We start from the raw sequence: 23,315 nt of genomic DNA, 5'->3' as shown, positions 1-23,315 counted from the left end.
AAGCAGTATCGGGTCACGACCCGTCGGGCACATAATGATAGTGACCTGCAGCGCGGCATGTATTTCGATCGCGACTATTATGTCGATGCGCACCTGCCGTACTGACGCCTGTCGGATGATCAGTGCCGCCCAGCGCACTTCCGCTTATGGGCCTTTGGACCTGCCGTTTGCGATTCAGAACGTCTGCTATGACGGGATGAGCCGAATAAATTTGCCAGGATCGACCTGATCGGTTCGACAATGATGGGACGATTTGCAGTTATCGGGGCCTCCAGCGCAGCGGGCTGCACCCCTCCTACCTGATAGGTTGATCTAGATCAAATAGGGCACTTGCCACCGAGGGTGTTTACTTCTGGGAGTCACGGGATGCAGGTTCTGTGACAGCAAATCGCGACTAGTCCGTCGGTCACTCGTTACGGGAGGTCATCACAATGAGGTGCAGGTTCAGTATTCTTACATTCGTCCTAATTGTCCCAACGTTCGCCAGTGAGGCGCTTGCCACGACCGCGGATATTCGCAGCATCACCTGTAGCGAATATCTCGCCATGCCGGCTGCACCGTCGAGCAAATTTTCGGCTTGGATGACCGGCTGGTTTAGTTATGAAAGTCGGAGGACATTTGTAGATTTTGATCTGCATCGGGCAAATGTCATTAGCGTAAGAGGGTGGTGCCAATCCAACCCGAATGCCAGTGTGATGGCAGGGCTGGAAAAATCGATAGGCGTGACCGCAGTGCCTGCCGCTACGCTGGATTTTAACAAGATCACCTGTGGAACATGGTTGGCCTACGGTCCGGCGGATCAAGATTTTGTAAGATACTTCATGAGCGGCTACTACAACGCGGCAGCAAGCAACAGTGTTTTGGACTACGAGCGCCTGCAGAGGAACTCCAGTGCGGTCGTCGCATATTGCAAGAAAAACAAATCTCGCACTCTACCAACGGCCATTCAAAATAGAGCTATTTAGCTGGACCAGTCTCCCGCCGCTTGCGAGCAACAGAGCGCGCCCTGCATTAGTTTGGCTCCTGCTAATGGCCGTCAGCCAAGTAGCGGCGCATTCATGCGAGGTTGGAGGTCTTCGCAGTTGACTCATTTGAGACGTCGGCCGACCGCAGCGGACCTTCCAGTTCGGAAGAGGTTTATTTCACAACCAAATGCTTCCTGGGTGCTACGGCGGCAGGCGCGGACGGGGAAATAGTGAACGTCAGCCAGGTGTTCCATCCCGACGGACGGTTGGCTGCACCAAATTCGCCGTATCCCCTGAGACCCACGGAGCCCTGCATATCTCCGACCGGGAAGCTGTATCCGATTTGCGGACCGAGACCGAACACGCGTGATCTGAAGCCACCGAGGATCGGGTTCTGCCCTGAGTCGTCGGTGATTTGCTGATAGGCGTAGCCAGCAAGGCCGACGAAAAGCTGCTTGGTGAGGTAGTGCGATACGCCCCAGTCGAAGTGGAGATTGATGCCGCTCTGGTACTGGGTGTCTGGGTTCTTGAAATTGTAGGTGAGGCCGGCGACCCCTGATATTTCGTTTCCCGCCGCCGGGTCGAAATAGGTATAGGCGCCTCCCATGTCGATCGCGCCATGACCGAGCCCGATATTGGGGATCCGCGTCGGATCATAGTCCCCGGCGGGAATATTGCCGGTGACGTAAGCCATATAATTGTTGACGCCATCGTTCCAAAACACCTCCGCGAATGGCGCGAGGTCGCCGTATGAGACAAGCGAGCCTTCGAGCGTTCCGATGCGCGTCACCACAATCGGTCCAGCTATCGCAGTCAGTGTTCCTGCGATACTGGCGGCGGCTCTGCCGTATTGGCCGGACATGCCCACTACCAACTGACCGCCAAGCACTGTCGCCGCGAAAGTATAGGATGGCGCGAGGGCGACTAGATCGGTTCGCCCGCTCAGACGCAGATTCAAACTGACGTTGACGTTGGCTGGGATCCTGCTGGCGAGGATCTGCTTGGCCACGGCAGCGCTCCCCGCGGCGGCGACCCCGGAATGGTAATCGATGACGCTGAGCGCCCAGCCCGGCGTCTGCTGCACGGCGGCTAGACTCGCAAACTGGCCCGGAAACCAGAATGAGCTACCGCCCTGATCGGCATACGAAACATCAGCGCAAGGCGCGAGAGCAGCAACCGCGGCCGCGTAGATGAAGGAGCTTCCCGGTTTGTTTAATCTCATTGCAAAACCTCTGGGAAGTATAATGCAACCAGTGGTGGCTAGCGCGAAACTCGGGGCCTTGATCTACGATGGGCATTCACTACTAGGCATAAGCGGCGTCCAAATGCGTCACAGAATGGTAACAGCTCGCGATGATTGTCTTGCGGCGATGACGCAGTCTCATCTCCATCGAGAGTTGCTTGCGCTGGAGATGTTCGGCTCCTTTCTAAGCGAGGTTTTGTTCCTGGCGCATCGCTCGCCGTGAAGTGGTGTAGCCAAATGTGGGTTCATAGGTAGAGGACGGAAGCCTGCAGGCCAGCGTCAAAACCAACGCTACTGACGCAATGCAGAAACCGAAGCTAGCAAGGGCCAAAAATTTATAACCACAAAAAAGCCCCGGCGGTGCCGGGGCTTTGGTTGCGTAAATGGAGGCGATCAGTATCTGGCCGTGACCGGTGCGCCGTATCCCCCGAAACGGTAATTCAACCGAAGCGTGACCATGTCTACATCCTGGCTGACCCCGCTGCCGGTGAGGACGAACCCTCCGGGAGTGACTACTCCTGCGAAGCCGGCACTGTCACGCCCCATCCAGAGATGGTCGTATTCGACACCGAACGACCAATTGGGCGTGAAGCCGTACTCCCAACCCACGCCAAGGGCGCCGCCCCAACGCGTGTGGCCTGCCGATGCCAGGCCGACCCCGGTGACGTTGTTGAATATGTCGAATCGGTTGCGCGTCACGGCGGCGCCGCCCTTCACGTAAAACAGCGAGGCGTTCCATGCCCAGCCGAGCTGCGCCGTGAAGAGTCCGATGGCGTCAATCTTCCCAGTGGTCGAAATCAATGGGTCGATCAGACTGACGCGCGTATTCTTGATTTCTGCCCAATCTCCCTGCGCTTCCAGGCCGAGCACAAACTGATTGGTTTGCCAGCGGTACCCGATCTGTCCGCCAGCGAGGCCGCCGGAGCGATCGGCGCAACCACCTGCGACCGTCCCTGCTGGCGTCACGAAATCCACACAGCCGTGGCTTTGTCCCCAACCGCCGTTGGCGCCGATGTAGAACCCGGTCCAATCATAGATCGGCGCGATCACCGGGGGCGGGGCCTTGACGTAAGGTTTAGCAGCCAGATCAGCCGCTGACGCGGGTGCCGCCATGCTCACCGCCAGCAAGGCCATGCCACTCAACCAAATCTTCTTCATTCTTTTTGCTCCATCCACGTTTCACGCTAACGATGCCGGTTCTTTTCTTGGCAGTCCGGCGGTCCAGCTCGAAGCTAGCTGAGCCGACTGGAATTCGATGTGCTTACGTGGCAACAGTTGGGAAAATTGAGCAAGTTGCGCGCTTGAGTTGTGTCAGGAATATTGACCAGTCAACTGGCCGCCTGGAATTTTCCGCGATGGGGCAAGGGCGCTTGGTCTCATCCCCGCACCCCTATGCTGAGATCCTAGGCCCCGCGCCAGACGTGCAACACGCCTTCGCGGAAGCCGCCGACGAACTGATCAGATGCGTCCGCTGGCAGAATTTCGCTGAGATCATCAAACGACCCGCTCACCATGGTGGCAAGCTCGTGCGCCGAAGCATGCTCTGCCCAGCGGCGACCCAACTCCAAACCTCGTTGCCGATCTGCCTCTGTGTCCATAGTCCTGGACCATCCCCGCCTCCGTGGCCCCGGCGAAGCTGATGCCGCGCCGGGGCCTGTACGATCTCGCCAATCCTGGAAGCTTGGGGGCTGGAAAGAATCGGCAAGGCGCGCCCCAGACAAGCAGAAACTCAGGATTTGACTAGTGCACCTTGTGCCAAGGCGTGATTGCCCTGGTCACTCGCGGCGAGCCACTGCTTGAAGGAGCGCGCGCGGCGTCTACGAGGTCCGCAAGGCGATCATAGATGCCGAGAAGATTAGAAGGATGAGGGCCGACGGCGTGGTGCCGTCTACGATTGCCAAGACATTGAAGATCGGCCGGGCGACGATCTATCGCGCATTTGCGGAGTGAGCCACTCCTGATTGCAGCTAGGGAGGAGTTACCTGCGCCCGAAGGGGGAGGGAAAAATCCTCGGCAAAGCATGCTTCTTTTGGGTCCCTTACATGTGCGAGGTTTTGGCTGCGGATAGGGACGATGTCTGTCTATGGGGGTAGCGCGACTGTCCGCACTTCATCGCAAAGCGAGGCCTGCGGAGCACCTCAGAACGACAAGATAAGCAGTGCCACCAGCACGAGGTTGAACGTGCCTAACGCTAGCACGGCGACATCAAAAACGCGGGTCAAGCTGATCATAGTGTCCCCCGATACACGCCAACCGGGTAAAATGGTAGAACTGTCACGAGAGGAAGTCTATGCAGTTTGTGCCTCAGCACCCAATGATGGAAGGCTCCGCACGCAGACTGCAATCGATTGGGAAGGTCGCCTGAGGAGCCGAGACCACTTATCCCAACACCGCTGAAGAAGCCGGGTTAGTTAAGAACCTTTGATCCATCTCAAGTCTTGGAAGCAAGTGCGACGTCAGCTTGGCCCGTTCATCGCTCTTCGAGGAGGTGAGAATGATCAGGTTGATTGCAATTGGCGCGTTCGCTCTGTCTCTCGCGGTGTCGGCGCAAGCCACGCCCGTTGCTCCCATGATCGCGCAGCCGGACAGCATGATCACGGAAATCGCTGCTGCCTGCGGTGTGGGCAGAACTCGGGTGAACGGCGTTTGTGTGGCACGAACAACCGTCCGGCAAACCCGTCGAGCCGTCCGCAGATGTGCGACCGGAATGACCTGCTAACGCCTGACTCAGATAGAGCAGTAGTTTGTCTCGCGGTCAGCGTAGCTGATTAGGCAAAAAACGCGTCTCGACCGGTAGTGCCGTGGCCAATGAGCAGAGCCCCGCATGGATTGAAGAGCGCCGTGTGCGCGGTGCACTGGACGACGTGATCATCGTTCCACTTGCTTTGATAGCGATCGCCGCGAACAAGATCCTGCGTTTCACTATCGCGGTTTTGATGCGATTGCTCGACTATACTTTTCCAGTGGTCATGGAGATTGTCAGGCTTCCGCTTTTCGCGGCCAAGGTTCTGGGCAACCTAATCGTCGCTGTCGCCACCGGTGCGCTGTGCATCCTTCCTCTATCCGAGACGAAGCGTCGAAAGTGGATCGTGTCAATGCGCCGTCGCTGGTCGTGCCTACGGCGCAGAATTAGCTATCGGGCGTTCGAGCGAATCCTGCACGTTGCCTTTGCAAAAGGTATGGCGTGGGTGTTTCGAAAATGTCGTCATCTCACCCCGAACATCGCATTGCTTGTAATCGTGGCTGCGGTAGTGTGGCTTCCGATCTCTTTCGGGGTCGCGACAGTGATGCATGCGATATTGTTTGCCAAATTAGCGTCTTGGCCAGCCTGGACACAGCTTTTGCATCCGTTGGCTACGGTGATCGCTAAGAGCAAGCTCCTAGTCTTGCCGGTGTATCCGGCAGCGTGGCCGCAGGCGAAGAAAAGTTCGTTCGCTCGGCTCATGGGCAGGGCCTACGAAAGCATCCAGCGTCAGTACGTCATTAAAAAGTTAGGCTATCGTTATCGACAGGCAGATACGGTCGGCCTCGCAGTGCTTCACGCGTTGATGCGCTCAGCATGTTTTGCGTCGCTCGCTGGATGGCTTCGCAATGCGCACGTCGCCGAACATCTTGGCGTGGAAAGACCCACGCAGAAATTACGTTCGTTCTTCTCCCGGTGGTCGATCAAGTTTTCAGCCGAATATTACGAAGCACAGGAGCGGCAAGCTTCGAATATTCCGCGATAGATCGCTGCGAAGACACTGGCGGGGTGGCTACTGAGGTGGACCTGTTGCAAGACGCACAAGACGGGCGGGAGCCGCCACGTTCAGTTTCGTGCCACTCCCGCATTTGTCCTTTTCTCACGCAATTCTAACCCGATGGCGAACGCGCGATGTTCCGTCTTCATCTGATCATCGCGTGCGAGAGTTTGCGCATCAGATGGCGATACGGAGGCCGCCCTCTGGAGACGTTTTGTCACAGCAGCGCTACAAAACCGAGTGGCGGCCACCGCAACATTCTGCAAGCTGATGGGTGAACTGCCCTTTGGCTCCAATAGTCGGGCGACTTCTTGGTAGAGGCATTCTTCTCTATCGGTGACTTCGGCGGCATCGATAATCGCGGTGGCCTGGATCGGGTCAAGCTGCGCGTCGGTTCTGCATGATGCGCACAGGATTGCCACCACAATGAAGAGCAATGCTCGTGTCATCTTTTCATCTCGGAAACGGAAAGCTTGATAGTTGCCAGCCTGTCCCGATCAAAAAAGGGCGGTTGCCGAGCGGAAGGTTGATCTAAGTCAACTCTGGCATGCCTAGAGAAGAGCCGGCAAGTTCAACGTTTCAATGGGCGGACCAAGGGCGGCGTGGTGGCAACATCGATTTCGGCCATCGAGTTGCTTGTAACCGGTTCTGAACGCGTTGCGGGTCCCACTATCCAGCGTGAAGTGCTCAGCTGAAAGGTGTGGCTTGATCTGAATCAATTCTGCCGACAAGCGGAGAGCAACATTGCTGTTGGGTGGGCGGATCTAGGGAACGCGTTTCTCCGCGCCTGCTACTGACCAGAAATCGACGTGGCTGAGACAGACGTACGAGGAATGCCAGTTGAACTCGGTTTGCTGCAGGGGCAGGTGATGCTCGAAACAGTGCTCGGCAATGCAAGGTTCTTCCGGCGAACTGGTCCGCATCCACTCGCGCTCGTCGCTAGCACGGCGCGGGGTGTGGCAGACGATCGTGAATTATTGCTGGAAGGTTTGGCCCCTTTACAAACGGCCGGACCGACTCAAGTGAGCTTTCTAGACAATCGCCGTTACGCTTCCGCCCTGGAACAAACCTCCGCCGGCGCGGTGCTCGTTCACCCTGATATGGCTTCACGAGTACCAGCGGCAACTGTGGCGATCCAAACGAGCGAACCGTATGCGGCTTGGGCCCGCGTTGCTGCCCTGTTCTACCCTGTGCCACCGCCTCGTCCTGGTGTTCACCCTTCGGCAATAATAGCGGATGGCGCTCAAATTGATCCTTCAACAGAAGTTGGGCCCCTGTCTGTTGTCGAAAGCGGAGCGCAGATAGGACCGGGCTGTCGGATCGGTCCTTGTGCAGTCATCGGAAGCGGCGTCACCATCGGTAGGGACTGCCGGATTGGCGCACATGTGAGCCTTAGTTTCGCGGTTTTGGGAGCGCGCGTCTACGTTCATCCGGGTGCGCGGATTGGGCAGGAAGGGTTCGGATTTGCCTCCACCAGTGGGGGGTTTCTCTCGATCCCCCAGCTTGGGCGAGTTATTCTTGAAGATGATGTTGAAGTTGGTGCCAATTCGACGATTGATCGCGGATCATCGCGTGACACGGTGATCGGCGCTGGCTCTCGCCTCGATAACCTCGTGCAAATCGGCCACAACGTTACTCTCGGTCGCTGTTGCATTGTAGTTGCGCAAGTCGGGATCTCGGGTTCAACCGTGCTTGAGGATTTCGTCCGCGTTGGGGGGCAGGCGGCTATGGCGGGGCACCTCCGGATAGGGCGAGGTTCGGAGATCGGAGCGCAAGCAGGCGTCATCTCAGATATTGCACCCGGGGCCAAGGTTCTTGGAAGCCCGGCTCAATCGATAAAAGACTTCTTTCGACAAATCGCCACGCTTAAGAAGATCGCATCTCGGAGGAATTAGGAGTTCCTGTGAGCGAGAGCATTCAGTATGGATGCCGCGGTTGAAATTGTCGAACTGCAAAGCACACTCGGTGCTGTGGTGGGCCGCCCGACGACCAGGCCGTTCTTTCCGCACTAGAGGCGCCCTTGGTGGACTACGACCGCAGGAAAACTGCAGCGTCCAAATAGCAGCGCGGAAACATGGTCTGCAACTGCGTCCCGCGGAGGAAAATTGTGTGAGGCGACAAACCACCTCGCCCTGAGATCCAGCTCCGAACTGGAGCCGGGTACATCGAATAGATCATCCGTGTAGCTTCTCGATTTGTAATATGTCGTCCGCCAGCGCCGAGGTCCCATGCTGCGTGGAAAGCAAGGTTTGCCCTTTCAGTTACGCAAACTCTACCTGATGGGATCTTTGCCAATACGATCGTGCAAGCGGACGCGCAGAGGCCATCGATTACCACGGTTTGCCCCGTGCCCTTTAACTCATCATAACGATCCAGGTAACGTTGGATCAAGCCACCTCGATCGTTCGCAATTCTCACTAGGGCTTGGCTCTGGCTTGCGCATGCAATCGACAATGTGGAAGCGAGCAACAGGGCAAGAATTTTCATAATGTGCCTCTTCGACTGAGACCGTCATTGCAGCTCTTCGCCCGCACGAGATGGAAATAGTGTTTGGCTTCGGTATTTTGTCCCAATGCAGGTTTGGCCGCGGCGTGAAGCCGGCGGGTCTTGAAGTAGGCGAGGCGGCTATTGGTTACTTCCAAGCGCGCGCCCTAATCGCTCTAATTCAAGCGTTACGCAGAATAGCGCGAACAGCGACGCCAGGAGTTGCAGCCCGCGACGAAACATGAGCCATAGATCGGCGCCCTGATGGATCTCGGGCAAATGTCTGAAGAACACGACGCCGAACAGCGACCCACCAAAAATGAAGGCAAGACGCCCCAGAAACAAAAACAGGTGACTCAGGATTGGATTCGAGCGCTGAGGGGGAAGCGGAACGCGCTGCAGGCGATACCAATAGGCGACCTGCATTGCCATGATCATGATCGGTGCAGCAAGATTGTCAGATCGTTCGAACGGCAGCTGCTCACCGGGATGGTTCATCAAGCGCCTAAATTCGGGCAAGCCCTCCAAGATTATGAAAAGGGCTCCACTGAGCTGAACCAAAAGAAGAGCCAGATAGGCGGCTCGCGATTTCAAATTTGTCATACCGAACACCCGTCAAGACTATGCTACAGGTTGCAGCAGGGTGGATGGAAGCGTTCGGATCGAGCATCGTCCGGAGTTGTAGATGATCGCGGCTTTAATGTAGGCGGCGGCGGAGTTGCTTGATGGTCGCCCCAGCTGGTTGGCGTATTCCGCGACAATTCGGCGCGCCATTCCGTGTAGGACAGCTTCAGCGTTTTAGCCGTGCCGCGTTTTCTGACGAGCGGTTTCATGTGCCGACCGTCGGCGCACAACCAAAGGCCGCGTTGAGCTAGATCAAATCTTTGCCCCAGCAGCCCCTAACTATGTGGTCCGGGACCTGCCTCTGACATGAAGCCGGCCTTCGATGCCAGCTCCACAGCAGCCGCCAGGGTGTTGAGATGTTCCGCAATCTTGGCGAAAAGGTCTCGCTTCCCAGGCGATGTCGCAAGCGCGCTTATCAACGCAGCCTCTGCTGCTTGCTTTCGCAGTGCTTCGAGATGATCCCGGTGATCGTTCATAGCGGCTCACCTTCGGGCTGGCTCATGGCTGCGGCCTGGGCAACGAAGCCCTCAAACACCGGTACCGCATCCTCGATCCTGTGGCAGCAGCAGCTGTCGAGTGAAAGCCCGGCACTGAGATCGAACAGCTCCAGCCAAAATAGTGGTACGCCATTCAGATCGAGTTCGGGACCCCGCAACATGCGTATTACACAGCTTGCCACCGTGGCGACCGAAACGGATAAAGTTTGATCGTTGTCGGGGATGCACGCAAGCCTAACGTAAGCCTGCGCGATCTTCAGTTGCGTAAGTGCTCTTTCGGGCGTGCTGCCGTCGACCAAAATTCGATCCTGGATGTCTTGTGGGAGCATTGACCAAGCGCTTTGGTCGTCCGCAACCAGCCTGCGCATTGGGGTGAGTCGGACATAGCAGTACTCGGCAGACACTCGCTTGCGGGAAGTCGCCAAGTTTTTGTTCTTTGAGGCCACAAATGTGTGGGCGCAAAGTCTCTGCCACGGATCGATACACAGGTACGAAGAAAGCGCCGGCGACGGCGTGAGGTGACCTGTCGCCGATGGGCAGCAGTCAGTAAGGATACTGACCGGGACGTAATTGCCATAGTTGTCGTACTAGCAGCTGCTGGAGCTCCCCTAGGCTGCAGCTCCGAGGGCGGCCCCTCCTACGGCGCCCGCCGCTCCGTATACGCGGTAGCCATAGTAGCAGCCCGGATAACCAGCCCTGGGACGATAACCGGGCCGACCGGGACGGCCGGCAACAGGATAACCAGGGCGCCCGGGCCGACCGGCGATGGGGTGCGACGATGCACTCGCGCGGCATGATCTTGAGCGCGGGCCCGAACCATGCACCGCTCATCGATCACCGCCCCTCTTTGCCCAGGTGTAGCGTTAAATGCATCGTGTGGGGGTCGCGGTTCCCGTCCCGCCTGAAGCCAAACTTGCCGAGCACCGCCAGCATTGACTTGTTTTCGGGCAGGACCTCCGCAGTCAGCTCACGTAATCCGTTATTGAAGGCGATCTCGCCAAGGTGGCGCATCAAGATGGAGCCGATGCCTCGGCCCTGCCAAGCGTCGATGACGACGAACGCCACCTCGGCTCGTCCGGGCTCAAACACGACATATCGAGCGCCTCCGACAATCATTCTCCGTTCGGGATTCTCGACCTCGCACACCAGCGCGACGTGATTCATGAAGTCGACATACATGAAGAACGCGCGCTCCTTGTCCGAGAAATGACGTTTGATCCCGAAAAAACGGCGCTGCAACGACTGCTTGCTGGTCTGATCCAGCGCGTCGAGAACAGCCGTCTCGTCGGCCGGCCGCAGCGCTCGGATTTCGGCCGTGCTGCCGTCCCGCAAGTGTTCCGTCACGCTGTATTTAGCGATGTTCGACATGCGAGGTCTCGGCTCGGACGGCCGGAAAAAACGTCGGCCTCAGACTGGTCTATGACGGGGCGGTCGGTTGCACGTTTGATTTGTGTCAAGGGGGCCCGCAAAAAGCCGGCGGCCTGAACCTCGGCAGTCAACTCGACACATTCGGTCGGGATGACGGACGTGACACGACTTGGCCAGCGTACGGGCCGTCCAGCATTGACCTATATCAATGGCCTGCCGTTGCGGCGGGCTTTGGATGCATTCATACGACATAGAGATCGGAGCATGCAGATGGAAGTGCCTGGATTGCCCGGTGGTCCGATGTCCGGTCTCGTCGCCTCGGCCGTCGAATACATGGTCGATGCGGGACAACGGAGCATACTGTTTCTCGATGTGATGCGCCGGCGCGGCGACCAATATCGGGAGCACGTCGCGCAAACTGCCCCACACGTTCTGCAATATGCGGCCGAACTGATCATCGATGGCCGCAAGCTGGACGAGCCTGTCAATTACGCGCTTGTCCGCATCGTCCCGCCAGCCGGCGTCGAAATCGATTCCGCGCGGCGGCCGTTCATCGTGATTGATCCGCGCGCCGGGCACGGTCCAGGCATCGGCGGGTTCAAGGCCGACAGCGAGATCGGCGTCGCGATGAAGGCGGGACATCCCTGCTACTTCATCGGCTTCCTGCCGGAGCCGGTGCCGGGCCAGACGATCGAGCGTATCGCGCGTGCCGAGGCACTGTTCATCGAAAAGGTGATCAGTCGTCATCCGGAAGCCGACGGGAAACCCTGCGTCATAGGTAATTGCCAAGCCGGCTGGGCGGTCATGATCCTGGCTTCGGTTCGGCCCGAACTATTCGGCCCACTGATCATCGCCGGAGCCCCGCTCGCTTACTGGGCGGGCGTGCATGGTAAAAATCCAATGCGATATTCAGGCGGCCTGCTGGGCGGAAGCTGGCTAACTGCGCTCGTTAGCGATCTCGGCGGCGGGAAGTTCGATGGTGCCTGGCTTGTCCAGAACTTCGAAGGCCAGAACCCCTCGAACACGCTCTGGACCAAGCAGTACAATGTCTATTCGAAGGTCGATACCGAAGCCGATCGCTACCTTGAATTCGAGCGCTGGTGGGGTGGGCACGTCAATCTCAACGCCGAGGAGATTCAGTTCATTGTCGACGAACTCTTCGTTGGAAACAACCTGGCCGCCGGCAATATCACCCTGTCCGACGGGCAGAAGGTAGACCTGCGCAACATCAGTTCGCCGATCGTGGTGTTCTGCTCCAAGGGCGACAACATCACTCCGCCGCAGCAGGCGCTGGGTTGGATCCTCGAATGCTACGCCGACGTGGATGACATCAGGGCCTATGGGCAAACGATCGTCTATACCGTTCACGAGAGCGTCGGCCATCTCGGCATCTTCGTCTCGGGCGGCGTCGCCAAGAAGGAGCACGCTGAATTTTCCAGCAACATCGATCTGATCGATGTACTACCGCCCGGCCTTTACGAAGCGACGTTCGAAGCCAAGGACAAGGAAACCACCAGTTCAGATCTCGTTGTGGGCCAATGGGTGATGCGCTGCGAGGCTCGAACGCTCGACGATATTCGGGCCATGGGCGGCAATTCGCCTGAGGACGAGCGGCGCTTTGCCGCGGCCAAACGCGTCTCGGAGCTCAATCTTGCCGCCTATCGCAAGTTCGTGCAGCCCTGGATCAAGGGCATGGTGGCGCCGCAGACGGCAGAGTTGATGCGTAACCTGCACCCGCTGCGGACGCAGTATGAGGCCTTCAGCAGTCAAAATCCGTGGATGACAGCGGTGAAGTCGGCAGCGGAAGGGCTAGAAGAAAACCGCAAGGCGGTTTCGAACGACAATCCGTTCCTGGCATTTCAGGAGCAGGTCTCTAAGCAGATCGTTCATGCGCTGGACAGCTGGCGCGATTCGCAGGAAGCGATGAGCGAGGCGATCTTCCTCAACGTCTACGGCTCGCCGGCGCTACAGGCGGCGGTCGGCATAGATCCGAAAGCTGAACCGTCGCGCGGGCGCGAGATGCCGGCCGAACACCGTGCCATGCTCGACAAACGGATCGCCGAGCTCCGATCCAGGATTGACGAAGGCGGGCTTCGCGAGGCGGCCATCCGTGCCCTGCTTTATATCGGCTCGGCGAGAGGAATGGTGGATGAACGCAGCATCGAGGCGTTGCGTCAGGCTCGTCGCGACGACAGCGGAGCGCGATTAACGCTTGCCGAGTTCAAGATGCTGGTTCGCGAGCAGTTCTTCATGCTGCTGCTCGATCGTGAGGCGGCGCTGGCCGTTATCCCGAAGTTGCTTCCCGACGATGTCAATCAACGCCGCGCGGCTTTCACCACGATGAGCGAGGTGCTGTCGGCCAGCGAGGACATCACTGGCGAGCGCGCCAGCCGCCTGCAGCGTGTCGCACAGCTGTTCGGTCTCGACGCCGAAACGTCGGGGAGGGCGTCGAACGTTGCCCCTTTCGACCCCAAGGCGAAGGCATCGTAACACTGTCTGGAAGGAACCGGCTCATGTCAGCCGACACATCGCAGGCACAGTCTCCAAGCAAATACGACCGCTTGATCGCGGCCGCTAGGGCCGTGCCGGCAGCCCCGACGATCGTCGTTCATCCCTGCGATGAAAGCTCATTGCGCGGCGCGGTCGACAGCGCGCAGGCCGGCATCATCCGCCCGATCCTGGTCGGCCCTGAGACGAAGATCAGGACTACGGCGTCTACGTTCGGTCTCGATATCGCGGAGTTCGAGGTTGTTGACGCAGCGCATAGTGATGAATCGGCCGCAAAGGCGGTAGAGCTGATCCACGCCGGCAGAGGTGAGCTGTTGATGAAGGGCAGCTTGCATACGGACGAGTTGATGCGCGCCGTCACCGCGAAGGCCGGAGGCCTGCGCACCGACCGTCGTATCAGCCATGTCTTCGTGATGGACGTGCCCGCCTATGCCGAGACCATCTTCGTGACGGATGCGGCCATCAACATCTTCCCTGATCTGGACGCCAAACGCGACATTGTCCAGAACGCGATCGACCTGTACTTGGAAGCGGGATTCGGCAAATCGCCGCGCGTGGCAATCCTGTCTGCAGTTGAAACCGTGACCTCAAAAATTCCATCTACGATCGAGGCGGCGGCACTCTGCAAGATGGCAGACCGCGGGCAGATTACCGGAGGGATCCTCGACGGACCGCTGGCTTTCGACAACGCCATTGATGTGGAGGCGGCACGGATCAAGGGGATCAAGTCCGAGGTCGCCGGTCGGGCACAGATCCTCGTCGTCCCCGACCTGGAGGCCGGCAACATGCTTGCAAAGAATCTCGCCTATTTCGCCAAGGCGGACGGTGCGGGCATCGTGCTCGGAGCCCGGGTCCCGGTCGTCCTGACCTCACGCGCGGATTCGGCGCGCGCGCGGATGGCCTCGTGCGCGGTCGCCGCGCTGTATGCCCATGCCCGGCGCCGGCGTGCTCCAACGATTGCCGCGTGAACGCCATGGACACCATCCTTGTGGTCAATGCCGGCTCCTCCAGCGTCAAGTTCCAAGTCTACTCGATCGAGGGCGAAGGAATACTGCGGCGACAGCTGAAAGGGCAGATGGATGGGATCGGCAGCCGCCCGCGTTTGCGGGCGACTGGATCCACCGGCAATCCGCTGGCGGATCGCGCCTATCCAATCGAGGCCGTGCCCGACGTGCCGGCTGCGATGGACATCGCCGGCGCCTGGTTGCGGGACGAACTACGCATTCACCCGATCGCTGTCGGTCATCGCGTCGTTCACGGTGGCCCGGACTACGACCGGCCAATTCAAGTCGATCATGGTGTCGTGACCCGGCTGGAGCGGTTCATCGCGCTCGCACCGCTGCATCAACCGCATAATTTGGCGCCAATCCGCTCCATTCTCGCAAATTTCCCCCAGCTTCCCCAGGTCGCCTGTTTCGATACGGCATTTCATCGTACGCACAGCCCGGTCGCCGATCACTATGCGATTCCGCATCAGCTCTATGCCGAAGGCGTGCGCCGCTACGGCTTTCACGGTCTCTCCTACGAATACATTGCGAAGACCTTGCCACGGGTCGCGCCGAAAATCGCGAATGGGCGCGTGATCGTCGCTCATCTCGGAAGCGGCGCCTCGATGTGCGCTCTCAGCGCGGGACGAAGCGTCGAAAGCACCATGGGCTTCACCGCTCTCGACGGGCTTCCGATGGGAACCCGCCCGGGTCAAATCGACCCCGGGGTGGTGCTCTATCTGATTTCCGAGAAGGGGATGTCAGCCTCCAACATCCAGAACTTCCTTTATCGGGATTGCGGTTTGAAAGGGTTGTCCGGCGTCAGCAACGATATGCGGGAGCTGGAGAGCAGTGAGGATCCGCGAGCCAGACTCGCGATCGAATATTTCAACTATCGCATAGGCCTCAATGCCGGCATGCTTGCCGCGGCGCTGCAGGGGCTGGATGCGTTTGTGTTTACGGCCGGCATCGGCGAAAATTCCGCGACAATTCGCGCGCATGTCGTTGGCCAGCTCGCGTGGCTTGGCGTCACGCTCGATCCGGCCCTGAATTCGCGCAACGCACAGCTGATCTCAGGCTCCGACAGTCGCATTCCAGTCTATGTGGTTCCGACCGACGAGGAGTTGATGATTGCGCAGCACACAGTGTCGCTGCTGATGAAGACAGCATCGACCAATCAGCGACAGGAGAGGGCGTCATGATCCCCGTATTTCCGGATACCAAGATTGCCCTGAAGGGGAAAAAAGGCCTCGTCGTCGGCATCGCCAACGACCAGTCGATCGCATGGGGATGCGCCAAGGCCTTTCGCGCCCTTGGTGCCGATCTCGCCGTCACCTACCTGAACGACCGCGCGAAGAAGCACGTCGAGCCTCTTGCGGAGGCACTTGAGGCGTCTATTTTCATGCCACTCGATGTAATGACGGAAGGGCAGACCGAAGAGGTGTTTGCCCGCGTCGAGAGGGACTGGGGCCAGCTCGATTTCCTGCTGCATTCGATCGCCTTCTCACCGAAGGAAGCCTTGCACGGACGTGTGGTGGACGTCGGCCGCGACGGGTTTCTGAAGACGATGGAGGTCTCCTGCTGGTCCTTCATGCGCATGGCTCATCTGGCCGAGCCGCTGATGAAAAACGGCGGCACCATGTTCACCATGACCTATTACGGCAGCCAGATGGTGGTGGAGAACTACAATGTGATGGGTGTAGCCAAGGCTGCGCTCGAGGCCTCGGTGCGCTACATCGCCGCCGAGCTGGGCCCGAAGGGTATCCGCGTGCACGCGATTTCGCCCGGCCCGCTGGCCACGCGCGCGGCATCAGGCATTCCCGAGTTCGATGAACTGATGGACAAGGCGCAATCCAAGGCGCCGGCGCGCAGTCTCGTCAGCATTGACGACGTCGGCAACGCCACTGCATTTCTCGCGCTCGACGGCGCCAAGCTCATTACGGGAAGCGTTCTCTATATTGATGGCGGGTATCATATCATCGATTGAAAAGGATGGGACGCGACTCAGCGATAGTGCAGGGCGATCAACTCGGCGACGCAGGCCGGTCGTTTGCCGCCTTCGATCTCGATCACCAGATGATAGTTCACGCGCAGCCCATCGGGAGGCACGTCCTCCGTCTCAGCAACGCTGACACGGCCGCGCAGCTTCGAGCCCGCCGGGACCGGCGAAAGGTACCTGATCCTGTCGGCGCCGTAGTTCAGGGTGTTTCGGAGGCCTTTCAACCCCATCACCGAGCGGATGAACATCGGTGCCAGCGCCAGGGACAGCATGCCATGGGCAATGGTGGTGCCGCCGGGCATTTCTGTCCTCGCGCGCTCTCGGTCGACATGGATCCACTGTTCATCACAGGTCGCTTCTGCGAACTTGTTGATCCGGTCCTGCGTCACCTCGATCCAGTCGCTGGCGCCGATTTCGGTGCCGACCGCGGATCTTATCTCATTGAAGTCGCCGAATATCCGCATGTCCTTTACCTTCAGATCATCATCTCGGGGACATGGTCGCCGACGAGGAGGTCGGCTTCCGTCGCAGCCATCACTTCGCCGATCGTGACGCCCGGCGCAGTCTCAAGAAGCGTCGCGCTGCCAGCGGCAAAGCCGATCACAGCCATGTCGGTGACGACCAGATGCACCGGTCGCACCGAGGTCAGCGGCAAGCTGCATTTCGCAACGATCTTCGACTTGCCCTTTGCTGCGTGCTGCATGGCGACGATGACCCGCTTGGCACCGCTGACGAGGTCCATGGCGCCCCCCATGCCAGGAACCATCTTGCCCGGGATCATCCAGTTGGCGAGATGACCATGGGCATCGACCTGAAGGCCGCCAAGCACCGTGACGTCGACATGGCCGCCGCGGATCAGCCCGAACGACATCGCGCTGTCGAAGGTCGAGGCACCCGGCAGCGCACTGATCGGCCGCCCCCCTGCGTCCGTTAGCGTCGGGTGCGCCAGGCCTTGCTCGGGGATAGGCCCCGTTCCGATCAGGCCGTTCTCCGACTGGAAGAATACTTTCAGGTCCGTTGGAACGTAGTTCGCGACCAGCGTCGGGATACCGATGCCGAGATTGACGAGGTCGCCGCTCCGAAGCTCCTTGGCGACGCGCCGGGCGATGATGATCTGCGGATCCATGTCGTCACCCGTTTGTAATGAGGTAGTCGACAAGCGGCGCCGGGGTCACGACGTGGTCGGGCGCGATCACGCCGACTGGCACGATGTTCTCCGCCGTGACGATCACGGTGTCGGCGGCCATCGCCATGACTGGATTGAAGTTGCGCGAGGTCAGTGCGTACGCCAAGTTGCCGAGGTAGTCAGCAAGGAAGGCGTGAACCAGCGCGAACTGTGCACGCAAGGCTGTCTCAAGCAGAAAAGGCTTTCCGTCGACTTCGATCTCGCGCTTGCCCTGCGCAACCAGCGTGCCGACGCCGGTTGGCGTCAAAACTCCACCCAGGCCGCATCCACCCGCACGAATGCGCTCGACGAAGGTTCCCTGGGGTACCAGATCAACGGCAATCTGGTTTGCCAGCATCTGCTGCTGTGCCTTCACATTGAGACCGATATGCGTTGCGGTCAATCGCGCGACCAGCGCAGCATCGAACAGCTTGCCGACGCCCTTGCCGGGGATCGCCGCGTCGTTGCAGATCAACGACAGGCCGGTCTTCTTCTGGCGCACGATCTCGTCGAGCAGACGCTCCGGTGTTCCGACACCCATGAACCCGCCGACCATGACACTCGCGCCGGCCGGGATCATTGCGACGGCTTCTTCGAGGGAAATGGCCTTCATGAGAACGAACTCCGGTCGGCGCGTGCATGGCTGTCAATTGATGCTGGAGGGCGGAAGTTACGCAGCTTTGATCTGCGTCAAGGCTCCGCATCATTCGCGCACGATTCCCAGGCTCGCGAGCGTGTCATGCCAGAGCTTGCGCAGTTCGGTGTGTCGGCTTTCCAGGACTCTGCTGACGGTGTCGCGGAAGGGTAACTGGTCGGGACCCTTCAGGAACAAGATCTGTGCCTGCAACAGACGTCCGCTCTCGAACTCGATGCGGCGCAATGCCATCACGAAGGGGTCATTCGGGTTTGCCTCAAGCGGTAGCAACGCCGCTGGCCGGATCCCTGCGTGGACGGCATGCGCGAGCGTGGCGAGGTGGACTGCTTGCCAGAGAGAGCGATCGGGAATGCCTTCGTTCGGCATCGGAAGCCAGGCGGCCTCCCAGGATATCGTCATATAGCCCAAGGCGAGATCCGGCACCCATGCGGTTGCGCGCATCAGAAGCGAGACAATTTCGCTCTCACGGTAGAACTGAGCATTCAATTCTGTCTGCCAGCCGGCCTCGAACTTCGCCGGCAGGGCGAGGGCGAATTGCCTTGCGAGAGCGCCATGGGCCGAGATCAGGAAAGCGGCGACACGGGTCTGCTGGCCGTGCGGCACGCGGCCTTCGGAGTCGAGTGGTCCGAGAAGTCCGCTCATGCCTGGGTCCTCTGGACGGGGATGGCACGCAGATGGTCGTAGCCGGCGGGAAACGGAGTGAGCTCACCGCCAGGTTCTTCGGGCGCAATCCAGACCGCTTTGTTACCTTGCCAGCGTCCGGCCAGCACGTCATCGGCGAAGCGCGCGAGCAGGTCGGCTGTGAGCGCACCCTTCTCCAACGTGAAAGCGTGATAGGCGCTTGGGATGATCACGAGCGCGCTGTTGGGGATTCCGACCCGCAGCGTCTCGTGCAGGGCGCGCGGCGTCAGGAAGTCGAACTCTCCGTTCAGGATCATGGTCGGGACGGCGATCGAGGCGAGTTGCGGCGTCAGCGGCTGAAAGTCGAGGAACGAATCCATCAGGTTCTGCAACGCGTAGAGGTCATTGACCAGCCAGCCCTGCCGCTTGACCCCGTCGAGCTTGTCCAGCAGCGGTCTCAACCATTCATTGGACAGATTCATCGGCAGCAGCAGATCCTGGAGATAACCGGTTCCACCCAAAATCAAGCCGGTGCGTAGTGCATTGCCGATCAGGAGGAGTTGAGGCGAAAGCTCGGCAAAGCAACTCATTGGCACCAGACCCGAGAGGCGCCTCCCATACTCGATCGCGTAGCGCAGCGCGATCAGGCCACCGAAACTGATTCCACTGAGGAAGACCGGACCTTCACCGAGCATTTCGATCAGGCGATGCAACGCAAGGACATGGTCGTCCTGGTTGATGAAAAGCGTAGGCTTGTCGGAGGCACCCTGGCCGAGCAGATCGAATGTCGCAACGCGAAATCCCCGTGCGATGAGCGCGTCGCGATAAGCAGTCCACAGTTCGGAATATTGGGTTAGTCCGTTGACCAGCACGTAGGCCGGTGCCGTCGCAGGACCATCGAGCTCATACCGGATCCGGTAGGAGCCGTGCGTGAGGAAAGGCATCGCGGCGACCCGGCATGTAATTCGGTTTGAAGACTCTCGCGCGGGCAGTGCGAATTACCTTGCGCTAGATCAAGGGTCGCGCCGCGTACGCTCCTAGCGTTCGGTAAAATCAAAGCCTGCCGGAGGAGTTCGCCATGCTCGTGAGACATGTCATGCGGCGGTATCTCATCAGCCTGCTGTTGCTGTTGATCGGGACATCCATCGCGGTCGCGCAGCCCTTCACGCGCCGCTCGTCGCAGATGCAGCATGACGGGCTGAAGAAGACCTACGAGATCGCGAATTTCCGACTTGGCGGCAAGTACGATCTCGCTGATCCCTCGAAGTGGGAGAATGGCGGCGAGGGCGGCGTCACGCTCGAATCGCTTGGCGTCGGGAAATTGCACACCGCCTATATCGCGGTCGGTACGCCGCGGCGCAACGCCGCCGGTGAGATCACCAATGCCGTGGTCATCAACTCGTATTATTCCGGCGATGCCACCGACATGTACGAGCAGTGGGTCAAAGGAGCAGCCTTGTCAGGCACCGTGCCAATTATTGGCCCGGGCCGGCCGATCGATACGGATCGCTACTACGTCATCATGGTCGATCCCCTCGGAACCTGGGGCGCCAGCAAACCGTCGGACGGTCTCGGCGTAAAGTTTCCGCAGTATAGCTACTATGACATGGTCCAGGCCAATTACCGGATGCTGCGCGACGGGCTGAAGGTCGCGCGCGTTGCGCTGGTGTCCGGCGTTTCCATGGGCGGCACGCAGACCTACGTCTGGGGCGTGATGCATCCCGAATATATCGGCGCACTGATGCCGATCGGCGGCACCACGCAGTCGGATGGCGAGGATCCCGTCGGCAACTGGACATTCCAGATGATGACGGCAGCGATCGAATCCGATCCGGTGTGGCAGGAAACGAAGGGTGATTATTACAAGCTGCCCAAGGAGAAGCATCCGATGCCGGGCGTGGCGTTCGGCTGGTCGATCCTTGGCATGACGGGCTATGACTTTGCCTTCCGTACGACCCAGAATTGGGGGGCCGTCCAGCCCGAAATCTTTTATTGGGACCCCCCGAACGAAAAGGCGGCGTTGAACGTCGTTAACCGTGCCAAGCTTTACGATGCGGTCGACCTGGTCTGGCGTAACCGTGTCGGCGAAACGCACAACATCAATGCTTATCTCGGCCGCATCCAGGCGCGCACGCTGGTGATGCACATCACCAACGATCTGTGGCTGAACTTCAAGCTGGCTCAGAAGGCTGTCGACCGCGTGCCCGGTGCAGACCTTATCGCTCAGGAAAGCCCGGTCGCCCATTATGGTGTGTTTCCGATCATCAACCAGCGCAAGAATGACCCGAAGTTCGTTGCCTTCATGGATGATGTGGCGAGCCTCGACCGCGCGCAGAAATTCGTTGACAAGAATTATCGCGTGCCCGGCGTCGCCGAGAACATCGACCCCAAAAAGTCGTTCTGGAAAGAGTTCGTGACCTATCCCTATCCAGTCAAATACGCCAATGCCAAAGACAAGGGCGGCAGTTCCTGGCAGATCGGCTACATGGATGAATATGCCGGCACGGACAAGGATCCGAAGGTCCTCGTCGTCATCCATGGCAAAGGCGCTTTCGGCGGTCACTATGGCAACATCATGCAGTATGCGCTGCGCAGCGGCCTTCGCGTGATCGTGCCCGACCTGCCGCATTACGGCATGTCCGGACCCGGCAATCTCGACAAGAGCCCGGCACGCACGATGCAGGACATGCGCGAGGTCATCTACGACCTCGTCGTCAACCAACTCGGCGTCAAGAAGGCGTATTATCTCGGCCATTCGCTCGGCGGTCAGTTCGTGATGGGTTATGCCCTGACCTGGCCGGATGCAGTCCAGGGCCTGGCGCTGGAGGCGCCGTCAGGTCTCGAGGAATATCCACGCGAGATCACCATCGCAAAAGGCAAAAAGGCGCCGCTGTTCGACCCGGCCTTCGATCATGACTTCGACAAGTGGAAGGCGACCTGGGACCAGACCGGGATCCTCGCCGCGGAGAAGGCGCGTGACGAGCAGAACATCCGGGACTTCTTCTACTTCAAGAAGCGTGACCCGGAGACCGGCGCGGTGTCGGCCGCCAAAAGCGGCTATTTCTTCAGCGACAGCGAATATGCCCGCCTCCATACCGAGCAGCGCGTCGGGCTGACCAAGGGCAATCCGAAGGAGCTGGAGCAGTGGTGCAACATCTTTATCTACGACGTCTATACAATCGGCGCGGAGCTGCAGCAGGATGATCCGAAGAACCTGTACGAGCGGCTCACGCAGATAAAGGCGCCGATCTTCCTCGCATTCGGCGACAAGGAACCGTTTATCCCGACGCCGGCATTCAACGGGCTCACGGACCTCGGACGCGACGCCATCACGCCCTTCATGACGCGCATGACTAATGCGGGGAATCGGCCGATCCTGAAGATCTATCCGGAGACCGGGCACTTCATTCACACAGACAATCCGGTCGAATACCCGTTTGACGTTGTGGATTTCGTGACGCGGGGAAGCGTCGACACCTCATCGCCGCTGGGGACCGACCGCATGATCAAGGGGGCGGTGGTCTCGGCCTTGCCGGTGGCTCCGACACCGCCCGGCGCCGCGCCTACCGCCGGCCTGAACAAGTAGGGCCGGTTCATGCCGAGGGTGCAGGCGGGCGAAGTCCAGCTGGGCTGGCGAGAGTGGGGACGAGGCGACGTCACGGTCGTCTTCATCCATGGCAATCTCGCCAGCAAGGACTGGATCGAGCTTGCTGCCCCGCTGTTTCCTTCTGGTCTTCGTGTCATCGGCATCGACTGGCGCGGCTGCGGCGACAGCGACCGGCCGAAGCCTACGGTTGACTACACCAACTACACGATGCAGCAGCACGCAAAGGACATGCTGGCGGCGCTCGATGCCCTGAATATCAACTACTGCCATCTTGCAACGCATTCCACCGGCGGCATCATCGCAGCTCGTATGCTGCTGATGCAACCGCGCCGTTTCGGACGGGTGTTCGCGCTTGATCCGGTCACGCCGTTGGGCATGGCCTTCAATACTGATCAGATCGGACTGTTTCGGGCCATGATGGCTAGCAAGGAGTTGACGCGTTCAGTAATGGCGACCGCGGCCTCATCGCTGTTCGTGCCGGAAAGCATGGCGCCGAATAGGGTCCCGCAATTCCGTCCAGGGGGCGCGGACATCCAGGCGCTGTTCGACCGGATCATCGAACAAACCTTTGGCGTTTCCGAAGGCATCTGGATTGGGACACCCGTCAATCTTACGCGCGAGCGTGAGAGCCGGGAGTTGGAGAGCCGCATGCCGGAGATCGGGCATTCGCACCTGGTATTGTGGGGCGAACGGGACGGCTGGATCCCTCCCGCCGATCTTCATGTGATGGCCGCGGCAATGCCGGACTGCCGCCTCGTCTTGGTGCCCGGTATCGGACACTCGATGAATCTCGAAATGCCCGCGCTCTACGCCGGCTATTTCGGTGCGTGGTTCGGGGGACTTTCGGCATAAC

Annotated in this window: 22 protein-coding genes; 10 read left to right on the top strand and 12 right to left on the bottom strand. The window is 59.5% G+C overall.

The window, feature by feature from the left end; genetic code table 11:
• The first annotated feature begins 431 nt into the window (after nt 1-431).
• Nucleotides 432-965, top strand: coding sequence for an HdeA/HdeB family chaperone (locus C7G41_RS09205; RefSeq protein ID WP_106942272.1), 534 nt, complete (start codon nt 432-434; stop codon nt 963-965).
• Between the two features lie 172 nt (nt 966-1,137).
• Here C7G41_RS09205 and C7G41_RS09200 read toward each other — a convergent pair whose 3' ends face one another.
• Nucleotides 1,138-2,187 carry a transporter gene (locus tag C7G41_RS09200; RefSeq protein WP_106942271.1) on the bottom strand — a complete coding sequence of 350 codons (1,050 nt, stop codon included), beginning with the start codon at nt 2,185-2,187 and terminating at the stop codon, nt 1,138-1,140.
• Between the two features lie 414 nt (nt 2,188-2,601).
• Nucleotides 2,602-3,366, bottom strand: a complete 765-nt coding sequence (locus C7G41_RS09190) for an outer membrane protein (protein WP_106942269.1) — start codon at nt 3,364-3,366, stop codon at nt 2,602-2,604.
• Between the two features lie 678 nt (nt 3,367-4,044).
• On the opposite strand from C7G41_RS09190, the gene C7G41_RS38995 reads away from it, so the two are divergent.
• The gene (locus C7G41_RS38995; protein WP_373681113.1) at nt 4,045-4,158 is read left to right on the top strand and encodes a helix-turn-helix domain-containing protein; all 114 of its coding nucleotides are present in this window, start codon (nt 4,045-4,047) and stop codon (nt 4,156-4,158) included.
• 851 nt (nt 4,159-5,009) lie between these two features.
• Nucleotides 5,010-5,936, top strand: coding sequence for a hypothetical protein (locus C7G41_RS09170; RefSeq protein WP_106942266.1), 927 nt, complete (start codon nt 5,010-5,012; stop codon nt 5,934-5,936).
• An 80-nt stretch (nt 5,937-6,016) separates the two neighbouring features.
• Here the strand turns inward: C7G41_RS09170 and C7G41_RS09165 are convergent, their stop codons facing one another.
• Nucleotides 6,017-6,397, bottom strand: coding sequence for a hypothetical protein (locus tag C7G41_RS09165; RefSeq protein WP_106942265.1), 381 nt, complete (start codon nt 6,395-6,397; stop codon nt 6,017-6,019).
• Between the two features lie 360 nt (nt 6,398-6,757).
• Between C7G41_RS09165 and lpxD the strand changes: the two genes are divergently transcribed.
• The gene (lpxD, locus tag C7G41_RS09160; protein WP_199198269.1) at nt 6,758-7,843 is read left to right on the top strand and encodes a UDP-3-O-(3-hydroxymyristoyl)glucosamine N-acyltransferase; all 1,086 of its coding nucleotides are present in this window, start codon (nt 6,758-6,760) and stop codon (nt 7,841-7,843) included.
• Nucleotides 7,844-7,976: 133 nt separating this feature from the next.
• Here lpxD and C7G41_RS38220 read toward each other — a convergent pair whose 3' ends face one another.
• From C7G41_RS38220 to C7G41_RS09130, 4 genes are all read right to left on the bottom strand, one after another.
• Entirely contained in the window at nt 7,977-8,435 is a 459-nt protein-coding gene (locus tag C7G41_RS38220) for a hypothetical protein (RefSeq protein WP_106942264.1), read from the bottom strand.
• Between the two features lie 138 nt (nt 8,436-8,573).
• Nucleotides 8,574-9,035: a hypothetical protein gene (locus C7G41_RS09150; RefSeq protein ID WP_245446493.1), complete on the bottom strand. Its 462-nt coding sequence runs from the start codon at nt 9,033-9,035 to the stop codon at nt 8,574-8,576.
• A 493-nt stretch (nt 9,036-9,528) separates the two neighbouring features.
• On the bottom strand, nt 9,529-9,852 hold the full coding sequence (locus tag C7G41_RS09140; RefSeq protein ID WP_146159756.1) for a hypothetical protein: 324 nt from the start codon (nt 9,850-9,852) through the stop codon (nt 9,529-9,531).
• Nucleotides 9,853-10,387: 535 nt separating this feature from the next.
• A complete protein-coding gene (locus tag C7G41_RS09130; protein WP_106942261.1) occupies nt 10,388-10,921 on the bottom strand; it encodes a GNAT family N-acetyltransferase in 534 nt (177 codons plus the stop codon).
• A gap of 264 nt (nt 10,922-11,185) precedes the next feature.
• Between C7G41_RS09130 and C7G41_RS09125 the strand changes: the two genes are divergently transcribed.
• From C7G41_RS09125 to fabI, 4 genes are read left to right on the top strand one after another with little or no spacing between them, the layout of a single operon-like run.
• Nucleotides 11,186-13,411, top strand: coding sequence for a DUF3141 domain-containing protein (locus tag C7G41_RS09125; protein ID WP_106942260.1), 2,226 nt, complete (start codon nt 11,186-11,188; stop codon nt 13,409-13,411).
• A 23-nt stretch (nt 13,412-13,434) separates the two neighbouring features.
• Nucleotides 13,435-14,397 carry a phosphate acetyltransferase gene (locus C7G41_RS09120; RefSeq protein WP_106942259.1) on the top strand — a complete coding sequence of 321 codons (963 nt, stop codon included), beginning with the start codon at nt 13,435-13,437 and terminating at the stop codon, nt 14,395-14,397.
• A 5-nt stretch (nt 14,398-14,402) separates the two neighbouring features.
• Complete coding sequence (locus C7G41_RS09115; protein ID WP_106942258.1) at nt 14,403-15,617, top strand: acetate/propionate family kinase; 1,215 nt, start codon at nt 14,403-14,405, stop codon at nt 15,615-15,617.
• Nucleotides 15,614-16,402, top strand: a complete 789-nt coding sequence (gene fabI / locus C7G41_RS09110; protein ID WP_106942257.1) for an enoyl-ACP reductase FabI — start codon at nt 15,614-15,616, stop codon at nt 16,400-16,402. The genes C7G41_RS09115 and fabI overlap by 4 nt, the downstream gene beginning before the upstream one ends.
• A gap of 17 nt (nt 16,403-16,419) precedes the next feature.
• On the opposite strand, the gene C7G41_RS09105 is transcribed toward fabI, so the two are convergent.
• The 5 genes from C7G41_RS09105 to C7G41_RS09085 all read right to left on the bottom strand — a co-directional run bounded on the left by C7G41_RS09105 (nt 16,420) and on the right by C7G41_RS09085 (nt 19,799).
• Nucleotides 16,420-16,878 (bottom strand): MaoC family dehydratase, encoded by a 459-nt coding sequence (locus C7G41_RS09105; RefSeq protein WP_106942256.1) that lies wholly within the window; start codon nt 16,876-16,878, stop codon nt 16,420-16,422.
• 11 nt (nt 16,879-16,889) lie between these two features.
• Nucleotides 16,890-17,540 carry a 3-oxoacid CoA-transferase subunit B gene (locus tag C7G41_RS09100; protein ID WP_106942255.1) on the bottom strand — a complete coding sequence of 217 codons (651 nt, stop codon included), beginning with the start codon at nt 17,538-17,540 and terminating at the stop codon, nt 16,890-16,892.
• Nucleotides 17,541-17,544: 4 nt separating this feature from the next.
• Nucleotides 17,545-18,192 carry a CoA transferase subunit A gene (locus tag C7G41_RS09095; protein WP_106942254.1) on the bottom strand — a complete coding sequence of 216 codons (648 nt, stop codon included), beginning with the start codon at nt 18,190-18,192 and terminating at the stop codon, nt 17,545-17,547.
• A 90-nt stretch (nt 18,193-18,282) separates the two neighbouring features.
• A complete protein-coding gene (locus C7G41_RS09090; RefSeq protein WP_106942253.1) occupies nt 18,283-18,876 on the bottom strand; it encodes a hypothetical protein in 594 nt (197 codons plus the stop codon).
• A complete protein-coding gene (locus C7G41_RS09085; protein WP_106942252.1) occupies nt 18,873-19,799 on the bottom strand; it encodes an alpha/beta fold hydrolase in 927 nt (308 codons plus the stop codon). The genes C7G41_RS09090 and C7G41_RS09085 overlap by 4 nt, the downstream gene beginning before the upstream one ends.
• A gap of 134 nt (nt 19,800-19,933) precedes the next feature.
• On the opposite strand from C7G41_RS09085, the gene C7G41_RS09080 reads away from it, so the two are divergent.
• Entirely contained in the window at nt 19,934-22,441 is a 2,508-nt protein-coding gene (locus tag C7G41_RS09080; RefSeq protein ID WP_106942251.1) for an alpha/beta hydrolase, read from the top strand.
• A 9-nt stretch (nt 22,442-22,450) separates the two neighbouring features.
• Nucleotides 22,451-23,314, top strand: coding sequence for an alpha/beta fold hydrolase (locus tag C7G41_RS09075; protein ID WP_106942250.1), 864 nt, complete (start codon nt 22,451-22,453; stop codon nt 23,312-23,314).
• Nucleotide 23,315: the final 1 nt, after the last annotated feature.

It is taken from the genome of Bradyrhizobium sp. MOS002 (assembly GCF_003020115.1).
Classification (GTDB): domain Bacteria; phylum Pseudomonadota; class Alphaproteobacteria; order Rhizobiales; family Xanthobacteraceae; genus Bradyrhizobium.
The sequence above is the reverse complement of the archived record's forward strand: the minus strand, read 5'-3'. Positions and strand labels throughout refer to the sequence as shown.

Excerpts from the sequence above, each read along its gene's own strand:
- C7G41_RS09205 (WP_106942272.1), top strand. The coding sequence starts at position 432 with ATGAGGTGCAGGTTCAGTATTCTTACATTCGTCCTAATTGTCCCAACG.
- C7G41_RS09200 (WP_106942271.1), bottom strand. The coding sequence starts at position 2,187 with ATGAGATTAAACAAACCGGGAAGCTCCTTCATCTACGCGGCCGCGGTT.
- C7G41_RS09190 (WP_106942269.1), bottom strand. The coding sequence starts at position 3,366 with ATGAAGAAGATTTGGTTGAGTGGCATGGCCTTGCTGGCGGTGAGCATG.
- C7G41_RS09165 (WP_106942265.1), bottom strand. The coding sequence starts at position 6,397 with ATGACACGAGCATTGCTCTTCATTGTGGTGGCAATCCTGTGCGCATCA.
- C7G41_RS38220 (WP_106942264.1), bottom strand. The coding sequence starts at position 8,435 with ATGAAAATTCTTGCCCTGTTGCTCGCTTCCACATTGTCGATTGCATGC.
- C7G41_RS09150 (WP_245446493.1), bottom strand. The coding sequence starts at position 9,035 with ATGACAAATTTGAAATCGCGAGCCGCCTATCTGGCTCTTCTTTTGGTT.
- C7G41_RS09130 (WP_106942261.1), bottom strand. The coding sequence starts at position 10,921 with ATGTCGAACATCGCTAAATACAGCGTGACGGAACACTTGCGGGACGGC.
- C7G41_RS09125 (WP_106942260.1), top strand. The coding sequence starts at position 11,186 with ATGCAGATGGAAGTGCCTGGATTGCCCGGTGGTCCGATGTCCGGTCTC.
- C7G41_RS09120 (WP_106942259.1), top strand. The coding sequence starts at position 13,435 with ATGTCAGCCGACACATCGCAGGCACAGTCTCCAAGCAAATACGACCGC.
- C7G41_RS09115 (WP_106942258.1), top strand. The coding sequence starts at position 14,403 with ATGGACACCATCCTTGTGGTCAATGCCGGCTCCTCCAGCGTCAAGTTC.
- fabI (WP_106942257.1), top strand. The coding sequence starts at position 15,614 with ATGATCCCCGTATTTCCGGATACCAAGATTGCCCTGAAGGGGAAAAAA.
- C7G41_RS09105 (WP_106942256.1), bottom strand. The coding sequence starts at position 16,878 with ATGCGGATATTCGGCGACTTCAATGAGATAAGATCCGCGGTCGGCACC.
- C7G41_RS09100 (WP_106942255.1), bottom strand. The coding sequence starts at position 17,540 with ATGGATCCGCAGATCATCATCGCCCGGCGCGTCGCCAAGGAGCTTCGG.
- C7G41_RS09095 (WP_106942254.1), bottom strand. The coding sequence starts at position 18,192 with ATGAAGGCCATTTCCCTCGAAGAAGCCGTCGCAATGATCCCGGCCGGC.
- C7G41_RS09090 (WP_106942253.1), bottom strand. The coding sequence starts at position 18,876 with ATGAGCGGACTTCTCGGACCACTCGACTCCGAAGGCCGCGTGCCGCAC.
- C7G41_RS09085 (WP_106942252.1), bottom strand. The coding sequence starts at position 19,799 with ATGCCTTTCCTCACGCACGGCTCCTACCGGATCCGGTATGAGCTCGAT.
- C7G41_RS09080 (WP_106942251.1), top strand. The coding sequence starts at position 19,934 with ATGCTCGTGAGACATGTCATGCGGCGGTATCTCATCAGCCTGCTGTTG.
- C7G41_RS09075 (WP_106942250.1), top strand. The coding sequence starts at position 22,451 with ATGCCGAGGGTGCAGGCGGGCGAAGTCCAGCTGGGCTGGCGAGAGTGG.